Source organism: Brevundimonas sp. Root1423 (genome assembly GCF_001426805.1).
In genome coordinates, this window is record NZ_LMFL01000045.1 from 572,280 (window position 1) to 594,828 (window position 22,549).

General features: G+C 67.9%; 21 protein-coding genes. 11 read left to right on the forward strand and 10 right to left on the reverse strand.

The features are described 5' to 3' along the window. The first annotated feature begins 105 nt into the window (after positions 1–105). The gene (locus tag ASD25_RS24280; RefSeq protein WP_056621275.1) at positions 106–957 is read left to right on the forward strand and encodes a hypothetical protein; all 852 of its coding nucleotides are present in this window, start codon (positions 106–108) and stop codon (positions 955–957) included. Here the strand turns inward: ASD25_RS24280 and ASD25_RS24285 are convergent. The 8 genes from ASD25_RS24285 to flgK form a co-directional block, all read right to left on the reverse strand. Continuing rightward, positions 954–1,568 carry an ABC-type transport auxiliary lipoprotein family protein gene (locus tag ASD25_RS24285; RefSeq protein WP_056621278.1) on the reverse strand — a complete coding sequence of 205 codons (615 nt, stop codon included), beginning with the start codon at positions 1,566–1,568 and terminating at the stop codon, positions 954–956. The genes ASD25_RS24280 and ASD25_RS24285 overlap by 4 nt on opposite strands. After that, positions 1,565–2,503: an MlaD family protein gene (locus ASD25_RS24290; protein WP_056621280.1), complete on the reverse strand. Its 939-nt coding sequence runs from the start codon at positions 2,501–2,503 to the stop codon at positions 1,565–1,567. Before ASD25_RS24290 ends, ASD25_RS24285 begins: the two co-directional genes overlap by 4 nt. Before the next feature lie 13 nt (positions 2,504–2,516). Then, the gene (locus ASD25_RS24295) at positions 2,517–3,317 is read right to left on the reverse strand and encodes an ABC transporter ATP-binding protein (RefSeq protein WP_056621285.1); all 801 of its coding nucleotides are present in this window, start codon (positions 3,315–3,317) and stop codon (positions 2,517–2,519) included. After that, complete coding sequence (locus ASD25_RS24300; RefSeq protein WP_056621288.1) at positions 3,314–4,429, reverse strand: MlaE family lipid ABC transporter permease subunit; 1,116 nt, start codon at positions 4,427–4,429, stop codon at positions 3,314–3,316. Before ASD25_RS24300 ends, ASD25_RS24295 begins: the two co-directional genes overlap by 4 nt. Before the next feature lie 118 nt (positions 4,430–4,547). Beyond that, positions 4,548–5,978, reverse strand: coding sequence for a UdgX family uracil-DNA binding protein (locus tag ASD25_RS24305; protein ID WP_056621289.1), 1,431 nt, complete (start codon positions 5,976–5,978; stop codon positions 4,548–4,550). Further along, positions 5,979–7,220: a putative DNA modification/repair radical SAM protein gene (locus ASD25_RS24310; protein ID WP_056621291.1), complete on the reverse strand. Its 1,242-nt coding sequence runs from the start codon at positions 7,218–7,220 to the stop codon at positions 5,979–5,981. It abuts the gene before it with no gap. A gap of 64 nt (positions 7,221–7,284) precedes the next feature. Continuing rightward, on the reverse strand, positions 7,285–8,214 hold the full coding sequence (locus ASD25_RS24315) for a flagellin (RefSeq protein WP_056621293.1): 930 nt from the start codon (positions 8,212–8,214) through the stop codon (positions 7,285–7,287). Next, positions 8,214–10,328, reverse strand: a complete 2,115-nt coding sequence (gene flgK / locus ASD25_RS24320) for a flagellar hook-associated protein FlgK (protein WP_056621296.1) — start codon at positions 10,326–10,328, stop codon at positions 8,214–8,216. Before flgK ends, ASD25_RS24315 begins: the two co-directional genes overlap by 1 nt. Before the next feature lie 394 nt (positions 10,329–10,722). Between flgK and ASD25_RS32420 the strand changes: the two genes are divergently transcribed. The 6 genes from ASD25_RS32420 to ASD25_RS24350 all read left to right on the forward strand — a co-directional run bounded on the left by ASD25_RS32420 (position 10,723) and on the right by ASD25_RS24350 (position 16,729). Next, entirely contained in the window at positions 10,723–12,195 is a 1,473-nt protein-coding gene (locus ASD25_RS32420) for a flagellar hook-length control protein FliK (protein WP_235562869.1), read from the forward strand. A gap of 3 nt (positions 12,196–12,198) precedes the next feature. After that, a complete protein-coding gene (locus ASD25_RS24330) occupies positions 12,199–12,882 on the forward strand; it encodes a flagellar hook assembly protein FlgD (protein WP_056621297.1) in 684 nt (227 codons plus the stop codon). Positions 12,883–12,931: 49 nt separating this feature from the next. Continuing rightward, positions 12,932–14,389 (forward strand): flagellar hook protein FlgE, encoded by a 1,458-nt coding sequence (gene flgE, locus ASD25_RS24335; protein WP_056621298.1) that lies wholly within the window; start codon positions 12,932–12,934, stop codon positions 14,387–14,389. A gap of 163 nt (positions 14,390–14,552) precedes the next feature. Further along, the gene (locus ASD25_RS24340) at positions 14,553–14,840 is read left to right on the forward strand and encodes a DUF1153 domain-containing protein (RefSeq protein WP_055831520.1); all 288 of its coding nucleotides are present in this window, start codon (positions 14,553–14,555) and stop codon (positions 14,838–14,840) included. Between the two features lie 115 nt (positions 14,841–14,955). Further along, positions 14,956–16,167: a tRNA 2-thiouridine(34) synthase MnmA gene (gene mnmA / locus ASD25_RS24345; RefSeq protein WP_056621299.1), complete on the forward strand. Its 1,212-nt coding sequence runs from the start codon at positions 14,956–14,958 to the stop codon at positions 16,165–16,167. Further along, positions 16,160–16,729 carry a hemerythrin domain-containing protein gene (locus ASD25_RS24350; protein WP_056621300.1) on the forward strand — a complete coding sequence of 190 codons (570 nt, stop codon included), beginning with the start codon at positions 16,160–16,162 and terminating at the stop codon, positions 16,727–16,729. The genes mnmA and ASD25_RS24350 overlap by 8 nt, the downstream gene beginning before the upstream one ends. A 146-nt stretch (positions 16,730–16,875) precedes the next feature. Here ASD25_RS24350 and ASD25_RS24355 read toward each other — a convergent pair whose 3' ends face one another. Further along, positions 16,876–17,709 carry an acyl-CoA thioesterase II gene (locus ASD25_RS24355; protein WP_056621302.1) on the reverse strand — a complete coding sequence of 278 codons (834 nt, stop codon included), beginning with the start codon at positions 17,707–17,709 and terminating at the stop codon, positions 16,876–16,878. 167 nt (positions 17,710–17,876) lie between these two features. On the opposite strand from ASD25_RS24355, the gene ASD25_RS24360 reads away from it, so the two are divergent. The 4 genes from ASD25_RS24360 (at position 17,877) to ASD25_RS24375 (ending at position 21,462) form a co-directional block, all read left to right on the forward strand. Continuing rightward, positions 17,877–18,374 carry a helix-turn-helix domain-containing protein gene (locus ASD25_RS24360; protein WP_056621305.1) on the forward strand — a complete coding sequence of 166 codons (498 nt, stop codon included), beginning with the start codon at positions 17,877–17,879 and terminating at the stop codon, positions 18,372–18,374. Between the two features lie 3 nt (positions 18,375–18,377). After that, positions 18,378–19,127 carry a glutathione S-transferase family protein gene (locus tag ASD25_RS24365; protein WP_056621307.1) on the forward strand — a complete coding sequence of 250 codons (750 nt, stop codon included), beginning with the start codon at positions 18,378–18,380 and terminating at the stop codon, positions 19,125–19,127. A 79-nt stretch (positions 19,128–19,206) separates the two neighbouring features. Beyond that, entirely contained in the window at positions 19,207–20,388 is a 1,182-nt protein-coding gene (locus tag ASD25_RS24370; protein WP_056621309.1) for an acetyl-CoA C-acyltransferase, read from the forward strand. Positions 20,389–20,460: 72 nt separating this feature from the next. Beyond that, positions 20,461–21,462, forward strand: coding sequence for an alpha/beta hydrolase (locus ASD25_RS24375; RefSeq protein ID WP_056621311.1), 1,002 nt, complete (start codon positions 20,461–20,463; stop codon positions 21,460–21,462). A gap of 175 nt (positions 21,463–21,637) precedes the next feature. Here ASD25_RS24375 and ASD25_RS30775 read toward each other — a convergent pair whose 3' ends face one another. Then, entirely contained in the window at positions 21,638–22,549 is a 912-nt protein-coding gene (locus ASD25_RS30775) for a hypothetical protein (RefSeq protein WP_156389452.1), read from the reverse strand.

Here is a 22,549-nt window from a genome sequence, read left to right on the forward strand (position 1 = left end):
TCGGCCCCCGCGCGACCAAGCCAGCTACACCGTTGCCCGCAAACCGAAGTCGTAGGCATACTCACGGTTAACCGGACGCAGAGCCGGTCTGGTGGGAGCATCGAGATGGCGGACGGAGCCTACCGCTGGCTGGGGAACGCACCCGCGCCCGACACGGCGCGGGTTGAAGGCATCGGCGCGGCATATGACGAGACGACCGCCCACGCCTTCGGCGAGCCCGTCCGCGCCGCGGCCGTCGAACGCATCGACCGCGCCCTGGCCACTGCCCGCGCCGAGGGCCTGGAGGTTGCGACCGCCGCCCTCTCCCAACTCCGCAACCGCATCGAGGCCCTGCGACCGGCTGCGCTCGAACCCCGCCGCGGCCTCCCCGGCCTGTTCGACAGCCGCGGCACACGGCTGAACCGTTTCCGCGAACAGTTCCGTGATGCGGCTGATCGCCTGACCGACAACAGCGCGACGCAAGCCGAACGCATCGAAGCGGCTGCACGTCGCGCGATATCGCTGGACGGCGTCTGGGCCGAGATCCGCGACGCCGTCGCCGACCTCGACGCCCACCTCGCCGCCGCCGCCCGCCGCCTGTCAGGCTACCCTCCCGGCGAAGATGGCGCCGACGATCCGCTGGAGGCCCGAAAGGCGACGCTGGAAGCCTGCCGATCCGCCGCCCTCCAGTCCCTGACACTGATCCGCGGAACCCAGAACACCGACGCCCGCACTTCAGAGGCGCTCAAATCCTGCACAGACGGGCTCGCCGCCTGGCGCGATGACTGGCGCGACGCCCTCGGCCTGTCGGGGAAGCGCCCAAGGCGCATCCGCCCCGACAAGGATCGTCTGGCCCGTAGCCGCGATCAGGCGCTGGCACGCGTCGATCGCACGCTGTCCGAACTGGCCACGCTCGGCGCCCGCCGCGACGATGTGAACCGCCGGCTGACGGCTGTGGGGTCCAGCCTCAAGCCCTAGCGGGCGTTGGCTTCCGTCCAGGCGACGATCTGGGTGTTCAGGTCTCGCGTGGCCATATCAAAGGCCTCGACGATGGCCCCGACGCGGTTTTCGGTCGCTGGCTGTTCGACGCTGAACATCCGCTCGGCCGACACCGTCCGCTCCGGCGAGGTCGTCACCCGCGCCCGCGCCGTGATCACCACGGTCGGAACCGCCCCCGGCGCGTCATAGCGGGCCTCGAAGGCGCGCATGTCGATGTCCAGACTGCGTCCGCTCCGCACAGCTTCTCGCGCCCCGACCAGCCGGACCCGCGTGGCCTGACCGGCGAAGGCGTTCTCGAGACTCTCCATGTAAAGGTCCGCCGCCGGCGAGACCCAGCGCGCGCCCTTGATGTAGGCCGTCTCGGTCCCCGTCACGCCCAGCAGGCGGTCGCCCTCGACCGCCTCCGGAAACTCGACCCGTCGCAGCGAGATCGAGGTCGCGTTCGAGCCAATGCTTTCGGAGACGACCGGGGCCGAACCGCCGAATCGGTAGCTCTGGACCGGCTCCGGCGAGCTGAGCAGGGCGCACCCGGCCAAGGCGGATGCGGCGACGCCGACGGCGGTCAGCCGGGTGAAGAACGAACGGATCACGGCTGGACCTCCATTTCCTTGGTCGGCGCACGGCCGATGAAGTCGCGCGGGCTGCGCCGCACCTCCTCGATCAGGCCTTCGAGGGCCTGGGTGGCGTCTTCCAGCCCCTGAATGGACTGCTGCAGCTGGGGCAGGCCCGTGGTGGCGAAATCGTTCACCGGCCGCTCCAGACCACTGATCGTGCGGTTGGCAGAGGCCGCCGCATCCGCGGCCTGGTCGGCCGCGCGGTTGATGTTGGCGATGGCCTCTCGGCCGTCTCCCTCGACAAGCTGACGCGCGCTGACGCCCAGCGCCTGGTACTCGCCGATGGCGGCGTTTGCCTTGGTCAACGCCTGCTCCAGCTGGGCGAACATTCCCTTGCGGGCCTCGAGCTCGCTGGACAAGGCCTCGACGTTCTTCACACTGGTCGAGAAGGAGCGGATGTTGTCGTCCGACAGCACCCGGTTGATCCGGTTCAGCGCATCCACCGTCTGCGCCAGCACCGTGCCCGAGCCGCTCAGCAGTTCGGCGATCGGCGACGGCTGGCTCTGGATCACCGGCACGACATTGTCCGGATACTGGGTCTTCAGGATCGCGCTCTGCGGATTGCCCGCGGTGATCTGGATATAATTCAGCCCCGTGATGCCCTGCGGCTCCAGCTGGGCGCGCGAGGTCACGCGGACCGGGGTCGTGCCGTCCACGCGGATGCGGGCGATGACCTGATCGCCTTTCTTCGGATCGAGATTCAGGTCGGTCACCTCGCCGACGCGGATGCCGTTGAAGTGCACCTCCCCGCCCTCCGAAAGCCCGCGCACAGGTCCATAGAAGACGATGTCATAGACGTCGTAGTCGTTGTTGAACTGCAGGCGGGCCAGCCAGATCGTGAACACCGCCAGGGCCGCCAGAAGGGCGATGGTGGCGATGCCGACGGCGGCGTAATGGGCGTCTCTTTCCATCTTTCGGCTCTCCTTAAGCCGCCTTGTCCGCAGCGCGACCGCGCGGACCAAGGAAGTATTCTCGTATCCAGGGGTGGTCGGAACGCTCGAGTTCCTGAACCGTGGCCCTGGCGACGACGTGCTTGTCGGCCAGCACCGCGACCTTGTCGGTAATGGCGTAAAGGCTGTCGAGGTCGTGGGTGATCATGAAAACGGTCAGGCCCAGATCGCTCGACAACTGTTTGATCAGCTCGTCGAAGGCGGCGGCCCCGATCGGGTCCAGGCCAGCTGTCGGCTCATCGAGGAACAGCAGTTCCGGATCCAGCGCCAGCGCCCGTGCCAGACCCACCCGTTTGCGCATGCCGCCCGACAACTCGGCCGGCTTCAGATGATGCGCCTCGGGCTTCAGACCGACCATAGCGATCTTCATCTCGGCCAGTTCCCGGATGACGTCGCGGGACAGCTCCGTATGCTCGACCAACGGCGAGGCGACGTTGTCGATAACGCTTAGCGACGAGAAAAGGGCGCCCTGCTGGAAAAGGATTCCGGTGCGCCGTTCGACGTCGGCCTCCTCGTCCTTGGTCATCGTGGCGCGGTCGTAGCCGAGGATGCTGACCGACCCGCCCTCCGGCTCTTTCAGGCCGATGATCGAGTTGAGCAGCACGGTCTTGCCGGTACCCGAACCGCCCACGACGCCGAGCACCTCACCCCGTTCGAGATCGAGATCGAGGTTTTCGTGAATGGTGCGCTCGCCGAACTGGCTCAGCAGGCCGCGCACCTCGATCAGGCGTTCGGGCTTTGCCGTCTTTCCGGTTTTCGGTTCGGCGGCGGTCACAGGTTCAGCTCCAGGAAGATCAGGGCGAAGACCGCATCCAGCAGGATGATGGCGAAGATGGCCTGAACCACCGCAGCCGTAACCCGCCGCCCGAGACTTTCCACGTCGCCGGCGACCGCCATTCCCTGCCGGCACCCGATCGCGGAAATGACGATGGCGAAGATCGGCGCCTTGATCATGCCGACCATCAGGTGCGTGCCCATGTTCGGATCTTCGCTGATGCGCTGGACGAAGAATGAGGGGCCGTAGCTGAGCTGGCTCCACGTCACCAGCAGACCGCCCAGCAGCCCGGCGAGCATGCCGATGAATGTCAGCAGCGGCATCATGACGACCATGGCCGCCAGACGCGGGATGACCAGCGCCTGGAACGGATTGACGCCCATGACCTGCATGGCGTCGACTTCCTGGTTCATCCGCATCGAGCCGATCTCGGCCGCGAACGAGGATGAGGACCGGCCCGCCAGCAGGATGGCCGTGATCAGGACGGCCAGTTCCCGCAGGGTCGCCACCGCCACCAGCTGCACGGTGAAGACGCCGGCCCCGAACTGGGTCAGCAGATTGGCGCCGAGGAAGGCGATCACCGCCCCGATGAAGAAGTTGGTCACCGCCACGATCGGAATGGCGTCCAGCCCGGCGCGTTCGCCCTGACTGAACCAGGCGGGCCACCGAACCCGCCCGGGGTGTTTGAGCGCCGTCCCGACCGAAACGATCAGCCGACCCAGGAAGGCCATGGAAAGGGTGGCCTCCTCGACGATGTCGCCGACCCCGCGCCCGACCTTGGCGAAACCGCGCACCCAGCCGGGAGATTGTTTCGGCGGGTCGGCGCTTTCGCGCTCCAGCTTCTCGACCACCGCATAGGTGCGGCCCGCCTCGGGCCGTTGCGTCCAGGCGGTTTTCGGCAGGACGACCCTCGAGGCCTTGACGATGGCCAGGGCGCCCGCGGTGTCGAACCGTCCCAGTCCGGACAGGTCGACCGCCTCGATCTCGCGTTGATGCAACTCCTCGTCGAGCCGATCCGAGATCCGGCCCAATTCGGTCGCGGTCCAGTCCCCGGTCAGACGCAGGGTCAGACCGGGTTTGCCGTCGTCGATCTGGAAGTCCGCTGCGGCCATGCCCCTACCTAGATTGCGCCGGTCGTTTTGCCTACGCCGCCCGAACGGCAAAGCTGGGGCAGACTTCACAACGCAGCCCGGCCGTATTCGTTCAGCCACGGTTTCAGATGTTTACCGGTCAGAGCAACCTGCGGACGCGTCTCAGGTCGTCGATGAACCGCCCCCGCTCGGACGCACGGCTCGCCTCGTCCGGCAGGCGCAGCAAATACGAGGGATGGACAGTCAGCAGCATCTTCGCTCCATCGGGCTGGGCGATCGCCTCTCCGCGCTCCTTTGTGACCGTGACCTTGCGGTTCAGCACCCCGAGCGCCGCCGTCGCCCCCATCGTCAGGATCACCTTCGGCTTCACCAGTCGCCGCTCGGCGTCCAGCCACCAGCGGCAGGCGCTGACCTCGCTGACCAGCGGCGTCTTGTGAATGCGCCGCTTGCCCCGCGGCTCGTGCTTGAAGTGTTTCACGGCGTTGGTGACGAAGACATCGTCGCGGTCAATGCCCGCTTCCGCCAGCGCAGCGTCCAGCACGCCGCCAGCAGGCCCCACGAAGGGTCTGCCCGCCAGATCCTCCTGATCGCCCGGCTGCTCGCCCACGATCATCAGTCGCGCCTGCCTGGGTCCCTCCCCGCAAACGCCTTGGGTCGCGTGGCGCCACAGCGGGCATCTGCGACAGGCCTGAACCGCCTGGCCCAGTTCCTCCAGCGTTGACGGGACGAAGCCTTCGTCGAACGAGTGATCGCGGTTCATCCGCGACAGCGTCTTCGCCAGACGCTGGTTCGGCTGGGCGGCGGGCGTGGCGACCATGGCGTCTGTCCGAACCGCCGACTGCGCCACCAGTTCCGGGATCAGCGCCGCCTCAGGCAGGTTCTTCCAGTACCGCTTGGGCATTTCGCCCTGCATGGTCTTCGTCTTCAACCGCGCAGGGTTGAAGGTCGATGCATAGTAGGTCTTCCAGAACTCCTCGATCTCGTCCTCGGCCGGCGCCATGTCACGCGTCGCGGGAGGGCCAGCGGTCAGGGCATCTCCGTCCCAGAACGCACTGCCGTCCGGGGTCAGGATGGACCACCGCATGCTGGTGTAGCGTCGGACAAAGAACGGCGCCGTCTTTTCCAGCACCCTGTGGGCGGGCTCGAACCAGGCCACCCACCGTTCGCCGTCGTGATCCTCGACCTGCCGGAACCGGACAAAGGCCTTCATCTTGTGGCTGGCCCGGCTGACATTCTTCGCCCGCTCGAGAGCGTCGGCCACGTCGATATCGGTGACGACCTTCATCAGGTCAGGCTCGTCCCGCAGCCGCCACAGAAGTCGGTACATCAGGTCGAAACGGTCGATCGACCGATGCAGGATCACCTCCCCGGCCAGATCCACAAACGCCTTGGGCACGCCGAACACGGGCTCCACTGCCGACGGAGGCAGAGCGTCGTCGAACAGGCCGCCGCCCGCGTCGCCAACCCGGAACACCGCGTCGCCCGGCGCAACGCCGGCCTGCCGGAAACCGCGCGCCGCCCGACGCCAGCCATCGAAATCCGTTTCGTGGGAAAGGACCGCCGCCTTCATTCAGAACAGGCTCAACTGGACGGGCTTCGGCGCGGGGGTGATCCGGGCGCGCAGGTCCGCCGCGTCGGTCATGCCGCCCGGTGTCCAGTCCAGCGCGGTGATGAAGGGCCGCACCTTGTGGATGCCCCTGCACAGCCGGCCGATGTCCTCCAGCCGGAGTGCTCGCCAGCGGCGCACCTGAAGGATCCGGTCGACCGACTTCACGCCCAGTCCCGGAACGCGCAAAAGCATTTCGCGCGGTCCCGTGTTCACATCGACCGGAAAGGACGCCCGGCTGTTCAACGCCCACGCCAGCTTGGGATCGATGGCCAGATCCAGCATGCCGTCCACGGTCGCCTCGCCTATCTCGGGCGGCGAGAAGCCGTAGAACCGCATCAGCCAGTCGGCCTGGTACAGCCGGTGCTCGCGCATCAGCGGCGGTTTTGACAGCGGCAGGACGCTGGAAGAATCCGGTATGGGGCTGAAGGCCGAATAATAGACCCGGCGCAGGCCGTAACCGCCATACAGCGACGCCGAGCGATCGATGATTTCTGTGTCCGGCGCTCCGTCCGCGCCAACGATCAGTTGGGTGGACTGGCCCGCCGGCGCGAACTTCGGCGGTTTGGCCCGATCCTTCTTCTGCGGCCGCGCAGCCTCCACGCCCAGCCGAACCTGCCCCATGGCCTTCTTGATGACGCCCACGTCCTTCTGCGGAGCCAGCCGCTGCAGGGCCTCATCGCGCGGCAGTTCGATATTGGCCGACAGCCGGTCGGCATAGAGGCCCGCCTCCTCGATCAGCTTCGGATCCGCCTCGGGGATCAGCTTCAGATGGATATAGCCGCGGAAGTCGTGCTGCTCGCGCAGCGTCTTCGCGACCAGCACCAGCTGTTCCATCGTGTAATCGCCCGAGCGAATGATGCCCGACGACAGGAACAGACCCTCGATGTAATTCCGCTTGTAGAAATTCAGCGTCAGCTCGACGACCTCGTCGACACTGAACCGCGCCCGCTGCACGTTCGAGGAGGCGCGGTTGATGCAGTAGGCGCAGTCGTAGATGCAGAAATTCGTCAGCAGAATCTTCAGCAGCGACACGCACCGGCCGTCCGGCGTGTAGGCGTGGCAGATCCCCATGCCTTCCGTCGACCCGACGCCCTTGCCGCCGACCGAGTCACGCTTCGAGGTGCCCGACGACGCGCAACTGGCATCGTATTTGGCCGCATCCGCGAGGATCGACAGTTTTCTGCGAAGGTCGATCTGAGCCATAGGTTCATGTTATGTTCCATGAACCTGCGCGCGTCCAGCGTAGCCATAAAGGCGATTTGTCGCGTCAGCTCAGATAGTTGAGCAGGGAGACCTGTCGTAGCTGGCCGATCACTTGAGCTGATGCCTGAATGGCAATCTGGGATAGCTGGAGATCGGTTACGGCCTTGGCCATGTCCGCGTCCGTCCGGTCCATCACCAGTTCATCCAGCGCATTTTTCTGCGCCGTGTGGCCGGTCGATATGCTTTCGACCTGTTTGGCCAGTGAACCGGTTCTCGCCATCTTGTCGATGACCCCCTGACCGGCCTGTTCCAGACGGGCCAGCTGCGCGCTGAGGAAGGTTTTCTGCGCCTCGGTCAGCTTGCCGTTCAAGGGCCCCTGCCCCGCAGTGGTGTGGAAATTCTGCACGTCGCGCAGGATGCTCAGCACGTCCGTGCCAAGCTCGTCTGCGAGGAAGCCGGTTTCCAGCGTGGTTCCGTCCGCAACGCGGCTGGCGGTCTTCAACGTGTCGTTCTGGAAGACGGACGCCACGCTCGGAGCCGCGGCCAGCTCGGTGAGATTTGTCGGAGTGAGCGGCGCGGTCGTCGTCGAAGCGCCGGCGAACAGATAGCCGCCGTGGTGCCGCGTATTCAGCCCCACCCGAACCGACTGGAACTGCCCCTCCATCTCAAGCATCAGCGAAACGGCGGAATCCGTGGACAAGGCATTGCCGATGGCCTCGCGCATCCTGCTGATGCCATCGTCGACCTGGGACATGGCCAGATCCTGGGTTGTCAGCCGCGAGGTCACCGCTTCGGCCGTGTCGATAAAGCCCTGGATCCGGCTCTGGGCGCCCATCAGCGCGGTCAGTGTCTCGGACTGGCGGCCGAAACCGGTGAGATCGGTCGCGTTCTTCTGGGTCGAGACCCGTTCCTGGGCCTCGGCCGAACGCATCTGGGTGTTCATCAGGTTCAGCAGGGCTGACTGATAGTTTCCAAAGGTGGCGACGCGGGTCATCAGATCATTCCAATCAGCGTGTCGTACATGTCCTTGCACGCCTGGATCAGGCGTGCGGAAGCGTTGAAGGCCTGCTGATAGGTCGTCATCAGCACCAGTTCCTCGTCCAGATTGACGCCTTCGTGCGCCGTCTGGCGCGACGCGGCCTCGGTATAAAGCGCCGCCGACGTCTCGTGACGGTTCTTCGCCGCCGCCGCTCGCCCGCCGATCTCACCGGACAGTTCCGATGCATAGCGCGACACCGAGATCGAACCGCCCGTCGATCCGCCAGCGGGCTGGAAGTTGGATGACCTTTCCCCGGCGTCGGCCAGCAGCAAGGCCCCGCGCCCGTCTCCAATGCTCAGCGCCTGCGCCCCCGCCGGGGCCGACAGATTAAGTTGGGCCAGCGCCAGCCTTGAAGGCGTCTGCCGGATATCCGACCGCAGCGAGAAGCCATCCGCGCGGGAGGAACGCCCCCCTCCGCCGATGCCGAACAGCTCGCTCACCGACACGCCCGACGGAACCTGGGTGGTGGTGTCCGAGAGCACGCTGAGGCTCGGAGCAGGGTTTCCGTAGCCGGTGAAGCTCAGGGTGCCGTCGGACGCCAAAGCGAAACTGCCGAACCGGCCGACGCCCAAAGCCGGATCGTTCAGCTGCGTGAGCAGGTCGCCCACCGTCCCGCCGGCGGGAATCTGGACATCCAGATCCCGCAGCCGCGCGCCGCTCTCGCCCGTGAACCGGAATGTCAGTTGCTCGCCGGGCGTGAAGCCGAGTACGGAATTGGTGGTCAATCCGTTGTCGTAGAAGGCCGGCCGGTCCGTCGAGATCAGGTCGTTCAGGCCGAAATAATGCGAGAAGCCGCGCCCCGTCTTGCTGGAAGGAGCGGCCGCATCATCAGCGATCGCAACGCCGTTCGGCGCTGTGGCGGCGATCGTCAGGCGACCGTTGGTGAAGCTGGCCGTGGCCGCTCCCCCCAGCTGGGTGTTCAGCTCTGTCAGGAAGTTGGCGGGCGTGGTGGTGACGCCATTCACCGTCATCGTCGCGCCCGAGAAGACGATATCCGCCCGGGTCTGGATGACGCCCGCTGCATTGGTGACCGCGACCGTCGTCCGGCCGGTGAAGCCGGCGATAGCGGTCGCGAACGTCTGCCCGACATTGCGGCCGGTCAGGCTGACGGGCGCGGGGACGGACGAGTTGGCGTTGTGGGCCCGGTTCAGTTCATCAGCGACATGGGACACCAGCTCCGCCAGCCGCTCGGCCGCCTCCGGCGCGTCGACATCGCGCAGTTCAACCAGGCCCTTGATCTCGCCCGAGCCGAGGGTGTCCAGCAAGGATCGCTTCTGGCCGCCCGGCTCGGTGATCCAGATTTCGTTGAAGGCGGTCTCGCCCGTGACAGTGCCGGCCCGGTTATACTCCAAAGTCGCCGCACCCTGTCCGGCCAGCAGGGTTCCCGCGCCCGTGCGGATCGACACCCCGCCGACCGCGCGGACCGAAACCCGGATATCGACCAGTTCGGCCAACTGTCCGATCAGGGCCGCCTGGGCCGTTTCCGCGCCCGAGGCGTCGCCGTTCACAGCGGTCGCGCGAGCGATTTCCAGGTTCAGGCTCTCGATCTGCTTGAGCAGGCCGTTGGTCTTTTCCACAGCGCTCTGGATGCGGCCGTCAGCGTCCTCGCGGACCGCCTGGATCTGTTTGCCAATGCGGCTCGCTTCGTCGAACAGGGCCTGGGTCTTGAACAGGGCGTCCTGACGCCGCGGCGACGACGTTGGATCCTCGGCGTTGGCGGCGAAGGCCGAGAACAGGCCGTCGACCTGTGAGAAAAAGCCCTTGTCACTGCCCGGATCGCCGAACAGCGACTGGATACGGTCGTACAATTCATAGCGCACGCCTTCGCGCGCGGCGCCGGCGCCCGCGTTAAGGCTGGCGGCCTGAAGGAACCGGTCCGTCGCAATGCGAATGCGCGAAACCTCGACGCCCGAGCCCATGCCCTGGCCCGTCAGAGTGGTCTGATCCGCGATCTTGCGGACATAGCCGGGCGTGTTGACGTTGGAGACGTTGTCGGAGACGACGCGAAGCTGGGTCTGGGCTGCGGCCAGTCCCGTGGTCGCAGTGTTCATGATGGCGTTCAGCGACATCCGGCGACCTCCATACCCATGGCGCCCGGCAAGCCCTGCCAGCCAATGAGCGTTTTTTGCCCGGCGCGCTGCGAGTGCGTGCTGAGCAAGTCCTTGATTTTACGCGCTATCGCGTTTCGCGCCTGGGCCATGACCGTTCAGGAGCGCAAGGCGCGGGCCATCGGCGTCCCCGCTGCTCCTGCAGGGCTGGCGCCGGGCAAGAAACGTCGGCACGCGGCAAGTTTCGACCGGACATGCCGGGCGTCGCTGAACCGACGCCAGAACTATTTTTCTATGTTTTCCGTATCTTGTGCCGGGCCACCCTCTTGGCCCGCGACTTGCGCGAGGGGGTCCGAATGTCCGGCGCAGCACGCGCCCAAGTCACCATCGCCATCGCGATCATCCCATCGGGACAATGTCCGCCCTCGCCCTGCCGCCCGTCACAGCGCCTGCCCAAGCCAGCGCCCCGCAAGGGTCGAACGGCGCCGCCGACGCGACCGGCTTCGAGAGCCTGTTGGCGGCCTGCCTGGAAGAGGACGCGGCGCCGGCCGAGGCCGAAGGGCCGACCCCTGCGAACGACGATGCAGACGCCGCTTCGGCGATGATCTCTGCGGGCCCACTGGTAGCGCCCCCGTCGCCCGTCGCAATGCCCGCGGCCCTGCCGGAACCCCCCGAAGCAGACGCGGCCGCTCCCACCGCCACTCCGGCGGCAGAGGCCGTGCCGGAGGGCGCCCCGATCCTGCCGCAGGCCGGCGGCGAGGCGTTGTCGGCCCGCCCCCCGGTCGATCCTTCAACGACGCACCAGGCCGAGGGCGACCAGCCGCCTGCCGCGCCCGCCGTCAAAGCCCCTGAAAACAACGGCGCGACGGAAATTGATCCGGCGCTGCTGCGGCAGGCCGCCAAATACACACCGCAGGCCGGCCGGGAGACGGGGGCAACCACGCCTGTCCCGGCGGAGGCCCGGTCGCCCGCCGCCGCCGCGCCCAAGTCGCCGAAGACCGCTACGCCCGCGCCGCCGGTATCCCTCGAAGCGGACACCCCGGCCCCGGAAGTTCCGGCCACGACGGCGACCGAAACGGTCGGCGGGAAAACCGCAACTGCGGAGGCCGTCGCCGGCGCGGCGCCGCCCGTCTCCCAACCCGCTCCCATGCGTGCGCTCGCAGAGCGAACGTCCCGGCCGCTCGACCCGCCTTCGGACAAGACCACGGACAAGGCCGCGCCCGCATCTGGCGTATCAGACGCCGCGGCCGGCGCACCGCAATCCGCAACGCCCGGCTCGCCCGTCGCCGCAGACCGAGTGGCCAGCCAGGCCGAGACCGCGCGGAATGCGGCGAAGGACATCGTCGACTCCGACGCCCCGTCCGTCGACGCCGCGCCGGGGGCGGAACACGCGGCCCCCTCCGTCTCGACCCCCGCACACACCCGGGACACCAGCCTGTCCGGCCTGTCTCGCGCCACGATCGACGCCACGGCCCAGATCGCCGCCCAGATTCTGCGCAAGCTTGACGGCCGTTCGACGCGGTTCGAAATGGCGCTGACCCCCGACGATCTCGGTCGCGTGGACGTCAGGCTGGATATCGACTCCGAAGGCCGCCTGGCCGCCCGACTGGCGTTCGACAACCCCTTGGCGGCCACCGACCTGCGCGGCCGGGTCGATGACCTGCGGCGTGAGCTGGAGGACGCGGGCTTCCAGCTCGCTGACGACGCCTTCGAGTTTGCGGAGCGCGACAGCGGGTCCAGCAGCTTCGACCGCGGTCAGGACGCGCGCAACGGTCAGAACCGCGCCTTCTCCGCCGCCGCCCGTCTGAATGACGAAATCGATGTCGCCCAGCCTCCCCGCTGGATGGCGCTCTCCCTCTCGCCTGCGGGCGTGGATCTGAAGGTCTGATCGATGGTCGACGCCGTCACAACCACCAACAACGCCGATGCCCGCATCAAGAGCGGCACCGGCATGCTGGCCTCCAATTTCGAAACCTTCCTGACCCTGCTGACCTCTCAGTTGAAGAACCAGGATCCGATGTCGCCGGTCGACTCCAACCAGTTCACCGCCCAGCTGACCCAGATGGCCGGCGTGGAGCAGCAGCTGCTGACCAACGACCTGCTTAAGAGTCTGGTCGCGGCCCAGGGCGGCGGCGGGCTGGGTGAGGCCGCGACCTACATCGGCAAGGACGCCACCGCGGCCTGGTCGGCGACCAAGATGGACGACGGCGAGGCGAGCTGGAGCTACGAGCTGGGCGCCAACGCGGCCTCAGCGACGCTGCAGGTGCTGGACGGGACCGGCAAGGTCGTATGGTCTGGCGACGCGCCGGCGAAGACCACCGGCCTGCACGACTTCACCTGGGACGGAAAGGCCACCATCGGCAACGATGGCGAGGACGGCGAGGTCTACTCGCTGAAGATCGTCGCCAAGGACGCGGCCGGCAAAGCCGTGGACGCCCAGGTTCTGACCCGCGGCCGCATCACCGGAGTCGAGATGTACGAAGGCGAGGCCTTCCTGACCATCGGCAAGTCGATCGTGCCGCTCTCCACCGTCATCGCACTTGAAGAATTCGAGGATCCGGCCTCCGCGGCCTGATCCGTCCCCCTGACCCGTTCAAACCGTTTTTCGTAAGGAGCCCCGCGCCATGAGCATCAACAGCGCCCTTCTCGCCGGCGTTTCCGGCCTGACCGCCAACGCCTCCGCCCTCGCGGCGATCTCTCAGAACATCGCGAACGTGAACACCGTCGGCTACAAGCGCACGGCCGGCGAATTCGCGACCGCCGTCAACAGCCAGTCCCAAGGCGCCGGCTATTCCGCCGGCGGCGTGCAGGCCAGCGCGCGCCACTTCACCAGCCAGAACGGACAGCTGCAGCGCACGACCTCCTCGACCGATCTCGGCATCGCCGGACAGGGCTTCTTCGTCGTTACGGAGAAAGCCGAGAATCTGACGCCGACCGACACCCGCCTGTTCACCCGCGCCGGCGCCTTCCGGGTCGACAATCACGGCTTCCTGAAAAACACGGCCGGTCTTTACCTGCAGGGATGGCCGATCGACAGCGAAGGAAACGTCCCCCTGGACCCGTCCGACCTGACGCGCCTGAAGACGATCAACGTCGGCTCCGTGGGCGGCACGGCCGAGGCCACGACGCGGATCGAGCTCAACGCCAACCTGCGCTCCAGCCAGACGATCTCTCCCGAGGCGGCGGACGCCGCCCTCTCGCCGGCCGGGCCGAACGCGTACAACCGCACCACCAACTCCATGTCCATGTGGGACCCCGACACCGGAGCCGGGGTGAAGCCTGACTTCGAACTCACCGTGCCGGTTTCGGACTCCAAGGGCGGTCAGCGCACGGTCGCCATCTCCTTCCTGAAAAGCTCGGTGCCCAATGAATGGTACGCCGAAATCCGCGCCGTGCCGGCCAGCGACGTCGTCACCGGCGCAGGCCTGACCAACGGCCAGCTCCGGACCGGCCGGATCGCCTTCACCCAGGACGGCCGTCTGGATGTCGCCGCCATGCAAGCCATGCCCGCCGGCGAGGCCCTGTTCCCGGACCCGTCCGCGGCGTCGCTGAGCTTCGGCGCCTCCGACGCGGGCGCTCCGGCGGCCGGACAGTTCAACTGGGCGCCCGGTTTGGGCATCGACAACCAGACGGTGTCGTTCGAACTCGGCAACGCCGCCGGCGGCCTGACCCAGTACGACAGCGCCTCGGTCGTTCAGGCGACGCTGACCAACGGCACCGCCTTCGGCAACCTGTCCGAGATCAAGATCGACGAAAAAGGCTACGTCACCGCCATCTTCGATAACGGCGTGACCCGCCAGATCGCCCTGGTCGCCCTTGCCACCTTCACCAGCCCGGACAGCCTGTCCGAGGCCAGCGGCAACGCCTTCCGCGTCACCCAGAGCTCCGGCACCTTCAACCTGAAAGGGGCCGGCAGCGGCGGCGCGGGCCTGATCGGGGCGTCGCAGCTGGAAGCCTCGACCGTCGACCTCTCGGCGGAGTTCACCGGGCTGATCACCACCCAGCGCGCCTACTCGGCATCCTCGAAGATCATCACCACGGCCGACGAGATGCTGGCCGAGCTGATCAGCATCAAACGCTGATCTCTGAGTAACGGGCCGTAAACCTCAATGAATCTTTTATTGAATATTGAGAGTGTGGACGGAGGGCATTTTAGGCTTTCCTTCACCACGACGCTTAAACGGCCCTTAGCCGGCGACCGCTACCGTTCACTCATAGTGGTGGTGGTCAATGAGGCATAAGCCCATGTTGCAAGAGCGACGTCTTAATAGCCGAGGCGAACAGTATGTGGTCGGTCCTACGGGCACGCCCCTGACGATGCACGATCTTCCCCCGGCCAATACGGACCGCTGGGTCATCCGTCGCAAGGCCGAGGTTGTGGCCGCCGTGCGTGGCGGCCTGATCAGCCTGGATGACGCCCTGGCGCGTTATCGTCTGACGGCCGAGGAATTCCTGGCGTGGCAGAAGGCCATCGACAAATGGGGCATGCAGGGTCTGCGCACGACGCGGATCCAGCACTACGGTCGCCCGTAAATCTTCTCCCCGAGCCAAGCGGCCGCTTCCGGAAACGGAGGCGGCCGTTGTCGTTTCCGGAGTCCTTTTCGCCGCGGCCTCGAAATCGAACGGGTTTCGCACTAGATAGCGCGCCATGACGCTCGCCGAGGACATCTGCCCGGTTCCGAACATCGCCCCCATGACCGGCCAGGCCGACATGGACGCGGCGATCGAGTCCGCGCGCGCGGCGGTCGGCCTGCCGGTCGGGTCGCGGGTGGTGGCGGCCATGTCGGGCGGAGTGGACTCCACCGTGGTCGCCGGCCTGCTGCACAAGGCCGGCTATGACGTCGTCGGCGTGACCCTGCAGCTGTACGACCACGGCGCGGCCCTGAAGAAGAAGGGCGCCTGCTGCGCCGGTCAGGACATCCACGACGCCCGGCTGGCCGCCGAGACGCTGGGCATCCCGCACTACGTCCTCGACTACGAAAGCCGGTTCCGGGACGCGGTCATCGACCAGTTCGCCGACAGCTACCTGGCGGGTCAGACGCCCGTGCCCTGCATCCGCTGCAACCAGACGGTCAAATTCCGCGACCTGCTGGATGTCGCCCGGGATCTGGGCGCCGAGGCCATGGCCACGGGACACTACGTCAAGCGCGCGGTCGTCGACGGCCGCTCGCAGATGCGCAAGGCGATCGACCATTCGCGCGACCAGTCCTACTTCCTGTTCGCCACCACGGCGCAGCAGCTGGACTATCTGCGCTTCCCGCTGGCCGATCTGGAGAAGCCGCAGGTCCGGGGCGTCGCCCTTGAGCTGGGCCTGCGCATCGCCGCCAAGCCGGACAGCCAGGACATCTGCTTCGTCCCCAACGGCGACTATCGCACCCTGATCGACAAGCTGCGTCCGCAGGGCCGCGAGGCCGGCGACATCGTGCACATGGACGGCCGGGTGCTGGGCGCGCATTCGGGGATCACCGACTACACCATCGGCCAGCGCCGGGGCCTGAACGTCGCCGTGGGCGAGCCCCTGTTCGTGACGAAGCTGGATCCGGCGAAACGCCACGTCATCGTCGGCCCGCGCGAAGCCCTGCTGACCGCCTCACTGACGCTGGACGAAACGAACTGGCTGGGCGACGAGGCGAGCATCGAGGCGGCGGCTGAAGCCGGGGTCCCGGTGCTGGCGCGCGTGCGCTCGACCCGTCCGCCCTCCCCGGCCCGGCTGGCTATGATGGACGGCGCTGTCGCGGTCCTGTTCGAGACCGGCGAGGAAGGCGTGGCCCCCGGTCAGGCCTGCGCCCTCTACGATCCGGCCGATCCCGACCGCCTGCTGGGCGGCGGCTTCATCAAGACGACCACCGCCGTTGTCTGAGGCCCCGGACGCGCTGGCGCTGACCACGCGCGCCGGCCTGCCGCCCGGGTTTCTGTATCTGCGCGAGGAATTTCCGCGCGACCGCTGGACTGCGAAGCTGGACGAGACGGCGGCCTTCTGGCTGCAGATGCACGCCAGCTTCCGGGGGCATCAGGCGCATATGGACGGGCTGGTCAGCCAGTGGCGCGCCAATGGCGACGCCGCGGCCCTGCATCGTCAGCTGATCCCGGCGCTACAGTCCTTCCTGCAGCATCTCGACGGACACCACCGCGTCGAAAGCGGCCAGTATTTTCCGATGATGCGCCAGATCGAGCCGAAGATCGGCGCGGGGATCGATCTGCTGGACCGGGATCATGACGCCATCCATGAGACGCTGGAGGCGCTGTTCCAAGGCGGGTTGGCCTTCCATCAGGCGGTGAATGCAAAGGCGACCGACGTGGCGGACAAGGCCCACCGGCTGTCCGATCTCATCGACGGAAACGCCCGCCCCCTGCTGCGCCACCTCGAGGACGAGGAGGACATCGTCATTCCCCTGATTCAGTTGCGGGGCCTGCACGGCTGAGGTCGGCCGGGCCGGAAAAAAACAGTCTCATGAGTCTCATGAGTCTCATCCGAGCTCCGGCGCCGTGAAGTTCAATTGTCAAAGACCGGACCCGAGCGGGTTGCGCGCAGGGAAACATGCGCATGCGTCAAATCCGGACGTAGCCGTCAGCGGGTCGGCATCAATTTCCGGCGCTGGCGGACCAGCGCCAGCGGCCGGCCGTCCGGGGCCCACGCCACCCCGTCTTCGACCGCCCAGCCGCTGCCCACGTCCCGGCTGGTGAAGTGGAAATAGGCCCAGCCTTCCGGCGAGGTGTCCGGCGTCAGCTCCGTCAGCAGGTCCGCGCGCAGATCGACGCTGGCGGAGATCGCCGGCGGCGCGGGGAAGGCCGTGAAATAGGTCGGATACAGGCCGTCCAGCAGGAACAGCAGCCGGGCCTCGTCCAGCGGGGCCGCGTCGACGGTTCGCATCCAGCAGCCGAGCTCGGGGCTCTTGCCGGCGTTCTCTCCGAACAGCTTCGGACCGGCGACGAAGCGATGGTCGATATGGCGTGTGAACCAGGGACCGAAGGTCGGGTCCAGCGGCGTCGGCTCAAGCTCCTCGACCGGTCGGGGCGAGGCCGTCAGCGGAGTCAGGACAGGTCCGTCGACATCGCGGCCGTATGTGCCCAGCGCCTGAACCGCCAGACGGTCGCCCTGACCGCCTGTGACCGAGGCGTAGGCGACGTTACGACCGCCGCGGTTCATCGTCGGGGTGAAGATCGCGTCCTCGAACCGCGCGGCGGCGAGGTACTGGATGGTGAGCGTCTGAAGCGGCGCCTCAATGCCCAGCCCCTGACGCATCGCCCCCGCCGCCAGCGCCGCCATGAGGCCGCCGAAGGGCGCGCCGCGTTCCTGCGGGACCGACTGCGGGGCGTTGGAGAAGCCGCCGTCCAGCCGCGCCGCCCAGCCCCCCGCACCATCGTCGGTCAGGGTCAGGGCTTCGGCCAGGGTCTGGGTCATACGTCTTGCTATCGTGGGGAAAGGGCGGGCGGAAGACGGGGAGCCTTCCGCCCGAAGTATCGGGAACGGGAATGCCGCAGCAAATCCGTAGCCAAAGAAGACTGACCCAGTCCGTCCAGATTGGCAACCCTCTTGCCAAAAGGCTGACGCGGGGTCACTTTCCCACCATGGGACGCACCGCAAACTACTCACGCCAGAGCTGTACGATCGCCGCGACGCTGGAAGTCATCGGCGATCCATGGACGTTGCTGGTCATTCGCGACGCTTTCAACGGCGTCAGCCGGTTCGAGCAGTGGCAGGAGCGGCTGGGCGTGGCCCGCAACGTTCTGGCCGCGCGTCTGAAAACCCTGGTCCAGCACGGCGTGCTTGAGCCGCATCTGTATTCCGAACGCCCGCCGCGCAACGAGTATCGCCTGACGGCCAAGGGCAAGGACCTGTACGCCGTGCTGGTCACCCTCCACGCGTGGGGCGCGCGCCATGTCTATGGCGAGACCGATTCCGGCCTGACCATGGTTCACAAGGAGTGCGGCCAGGACCTGTCGCCGCGCATCGCTTGCGGGCACTGCAACGCGATCGTCAAACCGCGGGACATCCAGCTGGTTCACGCAAAGGACTGCCCGACGGTCGGAGAGATGCTGCCCCGGATCGATGAAAAGGCGGCCTGAGTCATGGCCGCCGTCACGCTGATCGGCAGTCCGGTTTCGCCCTACGTCCGCAAGGTGCTGGCCGCCTGCGCCATCAAGGGCGTGGAGGTCGAGCTGGACCCGATCTCGCCGATGTACGGCAATGACGATTTCGAACGGATCAGCCCGCTGCGCCGCGTGCCGGTCTGGATCGAGGGCGATCTGGTGCTGTGCGACTCCAGCGTCATCGTCCAGTACATCGAGGAAACCCGGCCCGGCCCGTCGCTGTGGCCGGCCGATCCTGTGCAGCGGGCGAAGGCGCGCTGGATGGAGGAGTTCGCCGACACGCGCCTGTTCGATGTTCTGGGCTGGCGGCTGTTTTTCCAGATCGCGCTGAAGCCCCGCTTCTTCGGCACGGAAGCGGATCCTGACGTGGTCGAGAAGGCCCGCGACGTCGAACTGCCGCAGATCCTCGACTATCTGGAGAGCCAGACGCCGGAGACGGGCTTCCTGTTCGGCGACCTGTCGATGGCGGACCTCAGCGTCGCCCCGGCCTTCCTCAATGCGGGCGCGGTGCAGATCAACGTCGATCCCGGCCGCTGGCCCCGCGTGGCCGCCTGGCTGGACCGCGTGGACGCGGAAACGCCTCTGGGACCGCTGAACAGGATGGCGCGCACCCTGATGCGGACGCCGCTGGCCGCTCACCGCGATCGACTGTCCGAGTTCGGCGTGGCCCCGGCCAGCCGCAGCTGGATGGGTGAAGCGGCGCGTCGGGGTCCGATGACCCCGCAGTAGCCACGGCGCTTGCCCAACGCGTTCAATCGGCCCATTCACCCCTCCGAATTTCCTTCCCTACCCCTCCCAGGTTTTCGCCATGTCCGATCCCGTCGTCATCGTCTCTTTCGCCCGCACGCCCATGGGCGGCTTCCAGGGCGCCCTGTCCGGCGTGAAGGCCACGGAGCTGGGCGCGACGGCGGTCAAGGCGGCGGTCGAGCGCGCCGGGATCGCGCCGGAGAAGATCGAGCAGATCTATATGGGCTGCGTCCTGCCCGCCGGTCTGGGTCAGGCCCCCGCCCGTCAGGCTGCGATCAACGCCGGCCTCGGCCAGCATGTCGAGGCCACGACGGTCAACAAGATGTGCGGCTCGGGCCTGCAGGCCGTGATGATGGCCTCTGACAGCCTGTCCGCCGGCAGCGCCGACGTCATCGTGGCGGGCGGCATGGAGTCGATGTCCGGCGCCCCCTATCTGATGACCAAGCACCGCGGCGGCGCCCGCATCGGCCACGATGTCATCGTCGACAGCATGTACATGGACGGCCTCGAGGACGCCTACACGCCCGGCAAGCTGATGGGAGCCTTCGCCGAGGACTCGGCCCGCACCTACCAGTTCACCCGTGAAGCGCAGGACGAATACGCGCTGGAGAGCCTGAACCGCGCGCTGGCCGCCATCAGCTCGGGCGCCTTCAAGGCCGAGATCACCCCGGTCGAGGTCACGTCGCGCAAGGGCGTGGTGACGGTCACCGAGGACGAACAGCCCGGCAAGGCCATGCCGGAGAAGATCCCGACGCTGAAGCCCGCCTTCTCGAAGGACGGCACCATCACCGCGGCCAACGCCAGCTCGATCTCGGACGGCGCCGCCGCCCTGGTGATGACGCGCGAGAGCGTGGCGAAGGCCATGGGCCTGCCGATCGTTGCCCGTATCGTCAGCCATGCGGCCCACGCCCATGAGCCGGGCCTGTTCACCACCGCGCCTGTCCCCGCCATGCAGAAGGCGCTGAAGAAGGCCGGCTGGTCGGTCGAGGACGTCGACCTGTGGGAGGTCAACGAGGCCTTCGCCGTCGTCGCCATGATCGCGATGCAGGAGCTGGGCATCGACCACGCGAAACTGAACGTCAATGGCGGCGCGACGGCGCTGGGGCATCCGATCGGCGCCTCGGGCGCGCGGGTCCTGACGACCCTGCTGGCGGCGCTGCAGGCGCGCGGCGGCCGGAAGGGCATGGCCAGCCTGTGCATCGGCGGCGGCGAGGCCGTGGCGGTGGCGGTCGAGCTGGCCTGACGGGGCGGGGTGAGCTGGCGGGGTGACGGGGGCGGCGCCGACCGCTAGCCTGTGGTCACAGGAGCCCATCCCATGCTGTTGAACCGAAGAAGCGCGCTGGGCCTCGCCGCCCTGGCCGCGACGCCCGCCCCCGCTCTCGCAATGACACCGGTGTCGCGACAGGTTGCGCCGCCGGATCCGACCGAGACCATCCGGCTGTGGCCGGGCGCGGCGCCCGGCGGGGCGAACGTCACGGTGACGCCACAGGTGGTTGAACGCTCGACCGACCCGGCCTTCCACGACCGTTTCGCCCAGTACACCACCGACCCGATCCTGACCGTGCTGCGGCCTGAGCGGCCGAACGGCGCGTCGTTGCTGCTGATCCCGGGCGGCGGCTACCGCTGGGCGGTGGTGGATAAGGAAGGGCTGGACTGCGCCCGGCCGTTTGCGGCGGCGGGGGTCACCTGTTTTGTCCTGCGCTACCGCCTGCCTGCCGACGGCTGGGCCGCGGGTCCAGCGGCGCCGCTGCAGGACGCTCAGCGGGCCCTGCGGCTGGTTCGCCGGCAGGCGGCGGCGGAGGGACTCGATCCCGCCCGGGTGGCGGTGCTGGGCGCGTCGGCCGGCGGCCATCTGGCGGGTGCGCTGACCGCGAGCCGGGACGCCGTCTATGAAGCGGTCGACGCCGCCGACGGCCTGTCCTTCAGGCCCGACCTGTCGATCCTCATGTACCCGGTGGCGACCATGCAGGGACCCTTCGTCCACGCCGGATCGCGCGACAATCTGCTGGGCGCGAATCCGTCGCCGGAAGACCTCGCGCGATGGTCGCTGGAGCGGATGGACTGGAACGGCGCGGCGCCGACCTTCCTGCTGCATGCCATGGACGACGCGTCGGTGCCGGTGGAGAACAGCCTGCAGCTGCTGACCGCCATCCGCGCGGCGGGGGTGAAGGCGGAGGCGCATCTGTTCGAGGAAGGCGGCCACGGGTTCGGCGTCCGCCTGATCGCCGGAAAGCCCGCGTCGGTCTGGCCTGAACTGGTTCTGGCCTGGGCGGCGCGAAAGGGCTGGATCAGCCGGGTCGCGTCGTCGGGTTCGTAGGCCGCGATGCTGAAGGGACGGCGGGCCGCCAACGGCGCTCGCCGGCCATCAGGCGGATAAGGCCGGTCTGGCCGACGCCGAGCACGATCATCGCATCGCTCCTGTTTTGCGAACGATTCTCAGAGTTGCTCGTCAGCCGGCGTCTGGCAAGCCTGAAAGGGCGGGCGGCGACGCGTCAGGGCGCCGGACGCACGTCGACGGACTGGGCGATGCTCTCGGCCATGGCCCGGTCGGCGCCGTCCAGGCTCATGGTCCACACGTGGATTTCGCGAGGGGCCTCGGGCCGCTGGAACAGGTGCTCCTGGGCGTGGCGCACCCCGTCCTCGGTCGAGACCACAGACGCGCGGCCGCCCGCCTCGATCATCTGGCCGCTGTAGATGGGGAACTGCGAGGCCGGGCCGGTATAGACCATGACGAACGACTGCTCGCCGCGACGGATCGTATAGATGCGGAAGTCCGGGCCGGGGCGGCCGGTGACGATCTCGAAGCCGGCCGGCAGGGTGACCGTGAACGGCAGGGCCGCGCGGGCGGAGGCGTCCAGAACACTGAGGGTGGACACGGCCGGGGGCGGCGGGGGCGGAGCCGGCGTGGCCACGGGGGCCGCCGCCGGCAGCGACGAGCCGCCCACGGGAGCGGTGGCCAGCGGTTGGGTGCGGGGCGCAGGAGTCGCCGTCGGGGGTGTGATCGGAGCCGTGCGGGGCTGCGGCGCCGGAGCCGCCGGGATGGGCGTTGAGCGCGGCGGCGTCACAGTCGGCGTGGCGACCGGACCGGAAGGCGGCGGCGTTGTCGCCGGGGCGGACCGGACAACCGGAGCCGCCGTGGCCGGAGCCGTCGCGGACGGCGCAGGACGGGGCGTCGCAGTGGCGGGGGCTGCCGTAGCAGGAGCCGCCGTCGCCGGGGCGACAGCCCTCGGCGGAGGCGTCACCACGGGCGCGGGCGCGGGAGCGATATAGGCGGCGGGGACCGGCGGACCGCTATTCAGATCACGGGTCAGGTCGCTGGCCGGTGGGCTGGCCGGCGCCGTCTGGGCGTGGGCGGCGCCGGCCATGGCGAGAACGGCGGCGGCGGTAAACAGGCAGAGTTTCAT

Excerpts from the sequence above, each read along its gene's own strand:
- ASD25_RS24280 (WP_056621275.1), top strand. The coding sequence starts at position 106 with ATGGCGGACGGAGCCTACCGCTGGCTGGGGAACGCACCCGCGCCCGAC.
- ASD25_RS24290 (WP_056621280.1), bottom strand. The coding sequence starts at position 2,503 with ATGGAAAGAGACGCCCATTACGCCGCCGTCGGCATCGCCACCATCGCC.
- ASD25_RS24300 (WP_056621288.1), bottom strand. The coding sequence starts at position 4,429 with ATGGCCGCAGCGGACTTCCAGATCGACGACGGCAAACCCGGTCTGACC.
- ASD25_RS24305 (WP_056621289.1), bottom strand. The coding sequence starts at position 5,978 with ATGAAGGCGGCGGTCCTTTCCCACGAAACGGATTTCGATGGCTGGCGT.
- ASD25_RS24310 (WP_056621291.1), bottom strand. The coding sequence starts at position 7,220 with ATGGCTCAGATCGACCTTCGCAGAAAACTGTCGATCCTCGCGGATGCG.
- ASD25_RS24315 (WP_056621293.1), bottom strand. The coding sequence starts at position 8,214 with ATGACCCGCGTCGCCACCTTTGGAAACTATCAGTCAGCCCTGCTGAAC.
- flgK (WP_056621296.1), bottom strand. The coding sequence starts at position 10,328 with ATGTCGCTGAACGCCATCATGAACACTGCGACCACGGGACTGGCCGCA.
- ASD25_RS32420 (WP_235562869.1), top strand. The coding sequence starts at position 10,723 with ATGTCCGCCCTCGCCCTGCCGCCCGTCACAGCGCCTGCCCAAGCCAGC.
- ASD25_RS24330 (WP_056621297.1), top strand. The coding sequence starts at position 12,199 with ATGGTCGACGCCGTCACAACCACCAACAACGCCGATGCCCGCATCAAG.
- flgE (WP_056621298.1), top strand. The coding sequence starts at position 12,932 with ATGAGCATCAACAGCGCCCTTCTCGCCGGCGTTTCCGGCCTGACCGCC.
- ASD25_RS24340 (WP_055831520.1), top strand. The coding sequence starts at position 14,553 with ATGTTGCAAGAGCGACGTCTTAATAGCCGAGGCGAACAGTATGTGGTC.
- mnmA (WP_056621299.1), top strand. The coding sequence starts at position 14,956 with ATGACGCTCGCCGAGGACATCTGCCCGGTTCCGAACATCGCCCCCATG.
- ASD25_RS24355 (WP_056621302.1), bottom strand. The coding sequence starts at position 17,709 with ATGACCCAGACCCTGGCCGAAGCCCTGACCCTGACCGACGATGGTGCG.
- ASD25_RS24360 (WP_056621305.1), top strand. The coding sequence starts at position 17,877 with ATGGGACGCACCGCAAACTACTCACGCCAGAGCTGTACGATCGCCGCG.
- ASD25_RS24365 (WP_056621307.1), top strand. The coding sequence starts at position 18,378 with ATGGCCGCCGTCACGCTGATCGGCAGTCCGGTTTCGCCCTACGTCCGC.
- ASD25_RS24370 (WP_056621309.1), top strand. The coding sequence starts at position 19,207 with ATGTCCGATCCCGTCGTCATCGTCTCTTTCGCCCGCACGCCCATGGGC.
- ASD25_RS24375 (WP_056621311.1), top strand. The coding sequence starts at position 20,461 with ATGCTGTTGAACCGAAGAAGCGCGCTGGGCCTCGCCGCCCTGGCCGCG.
- ASD25_RS30775 (WP_156389452.1), bottom strand. The coding sequence starts at position 22,549 with ATGAAACTCTGCCTGTTTACCGCCGCCGCCGTTCTCGCCATGGCCGGC.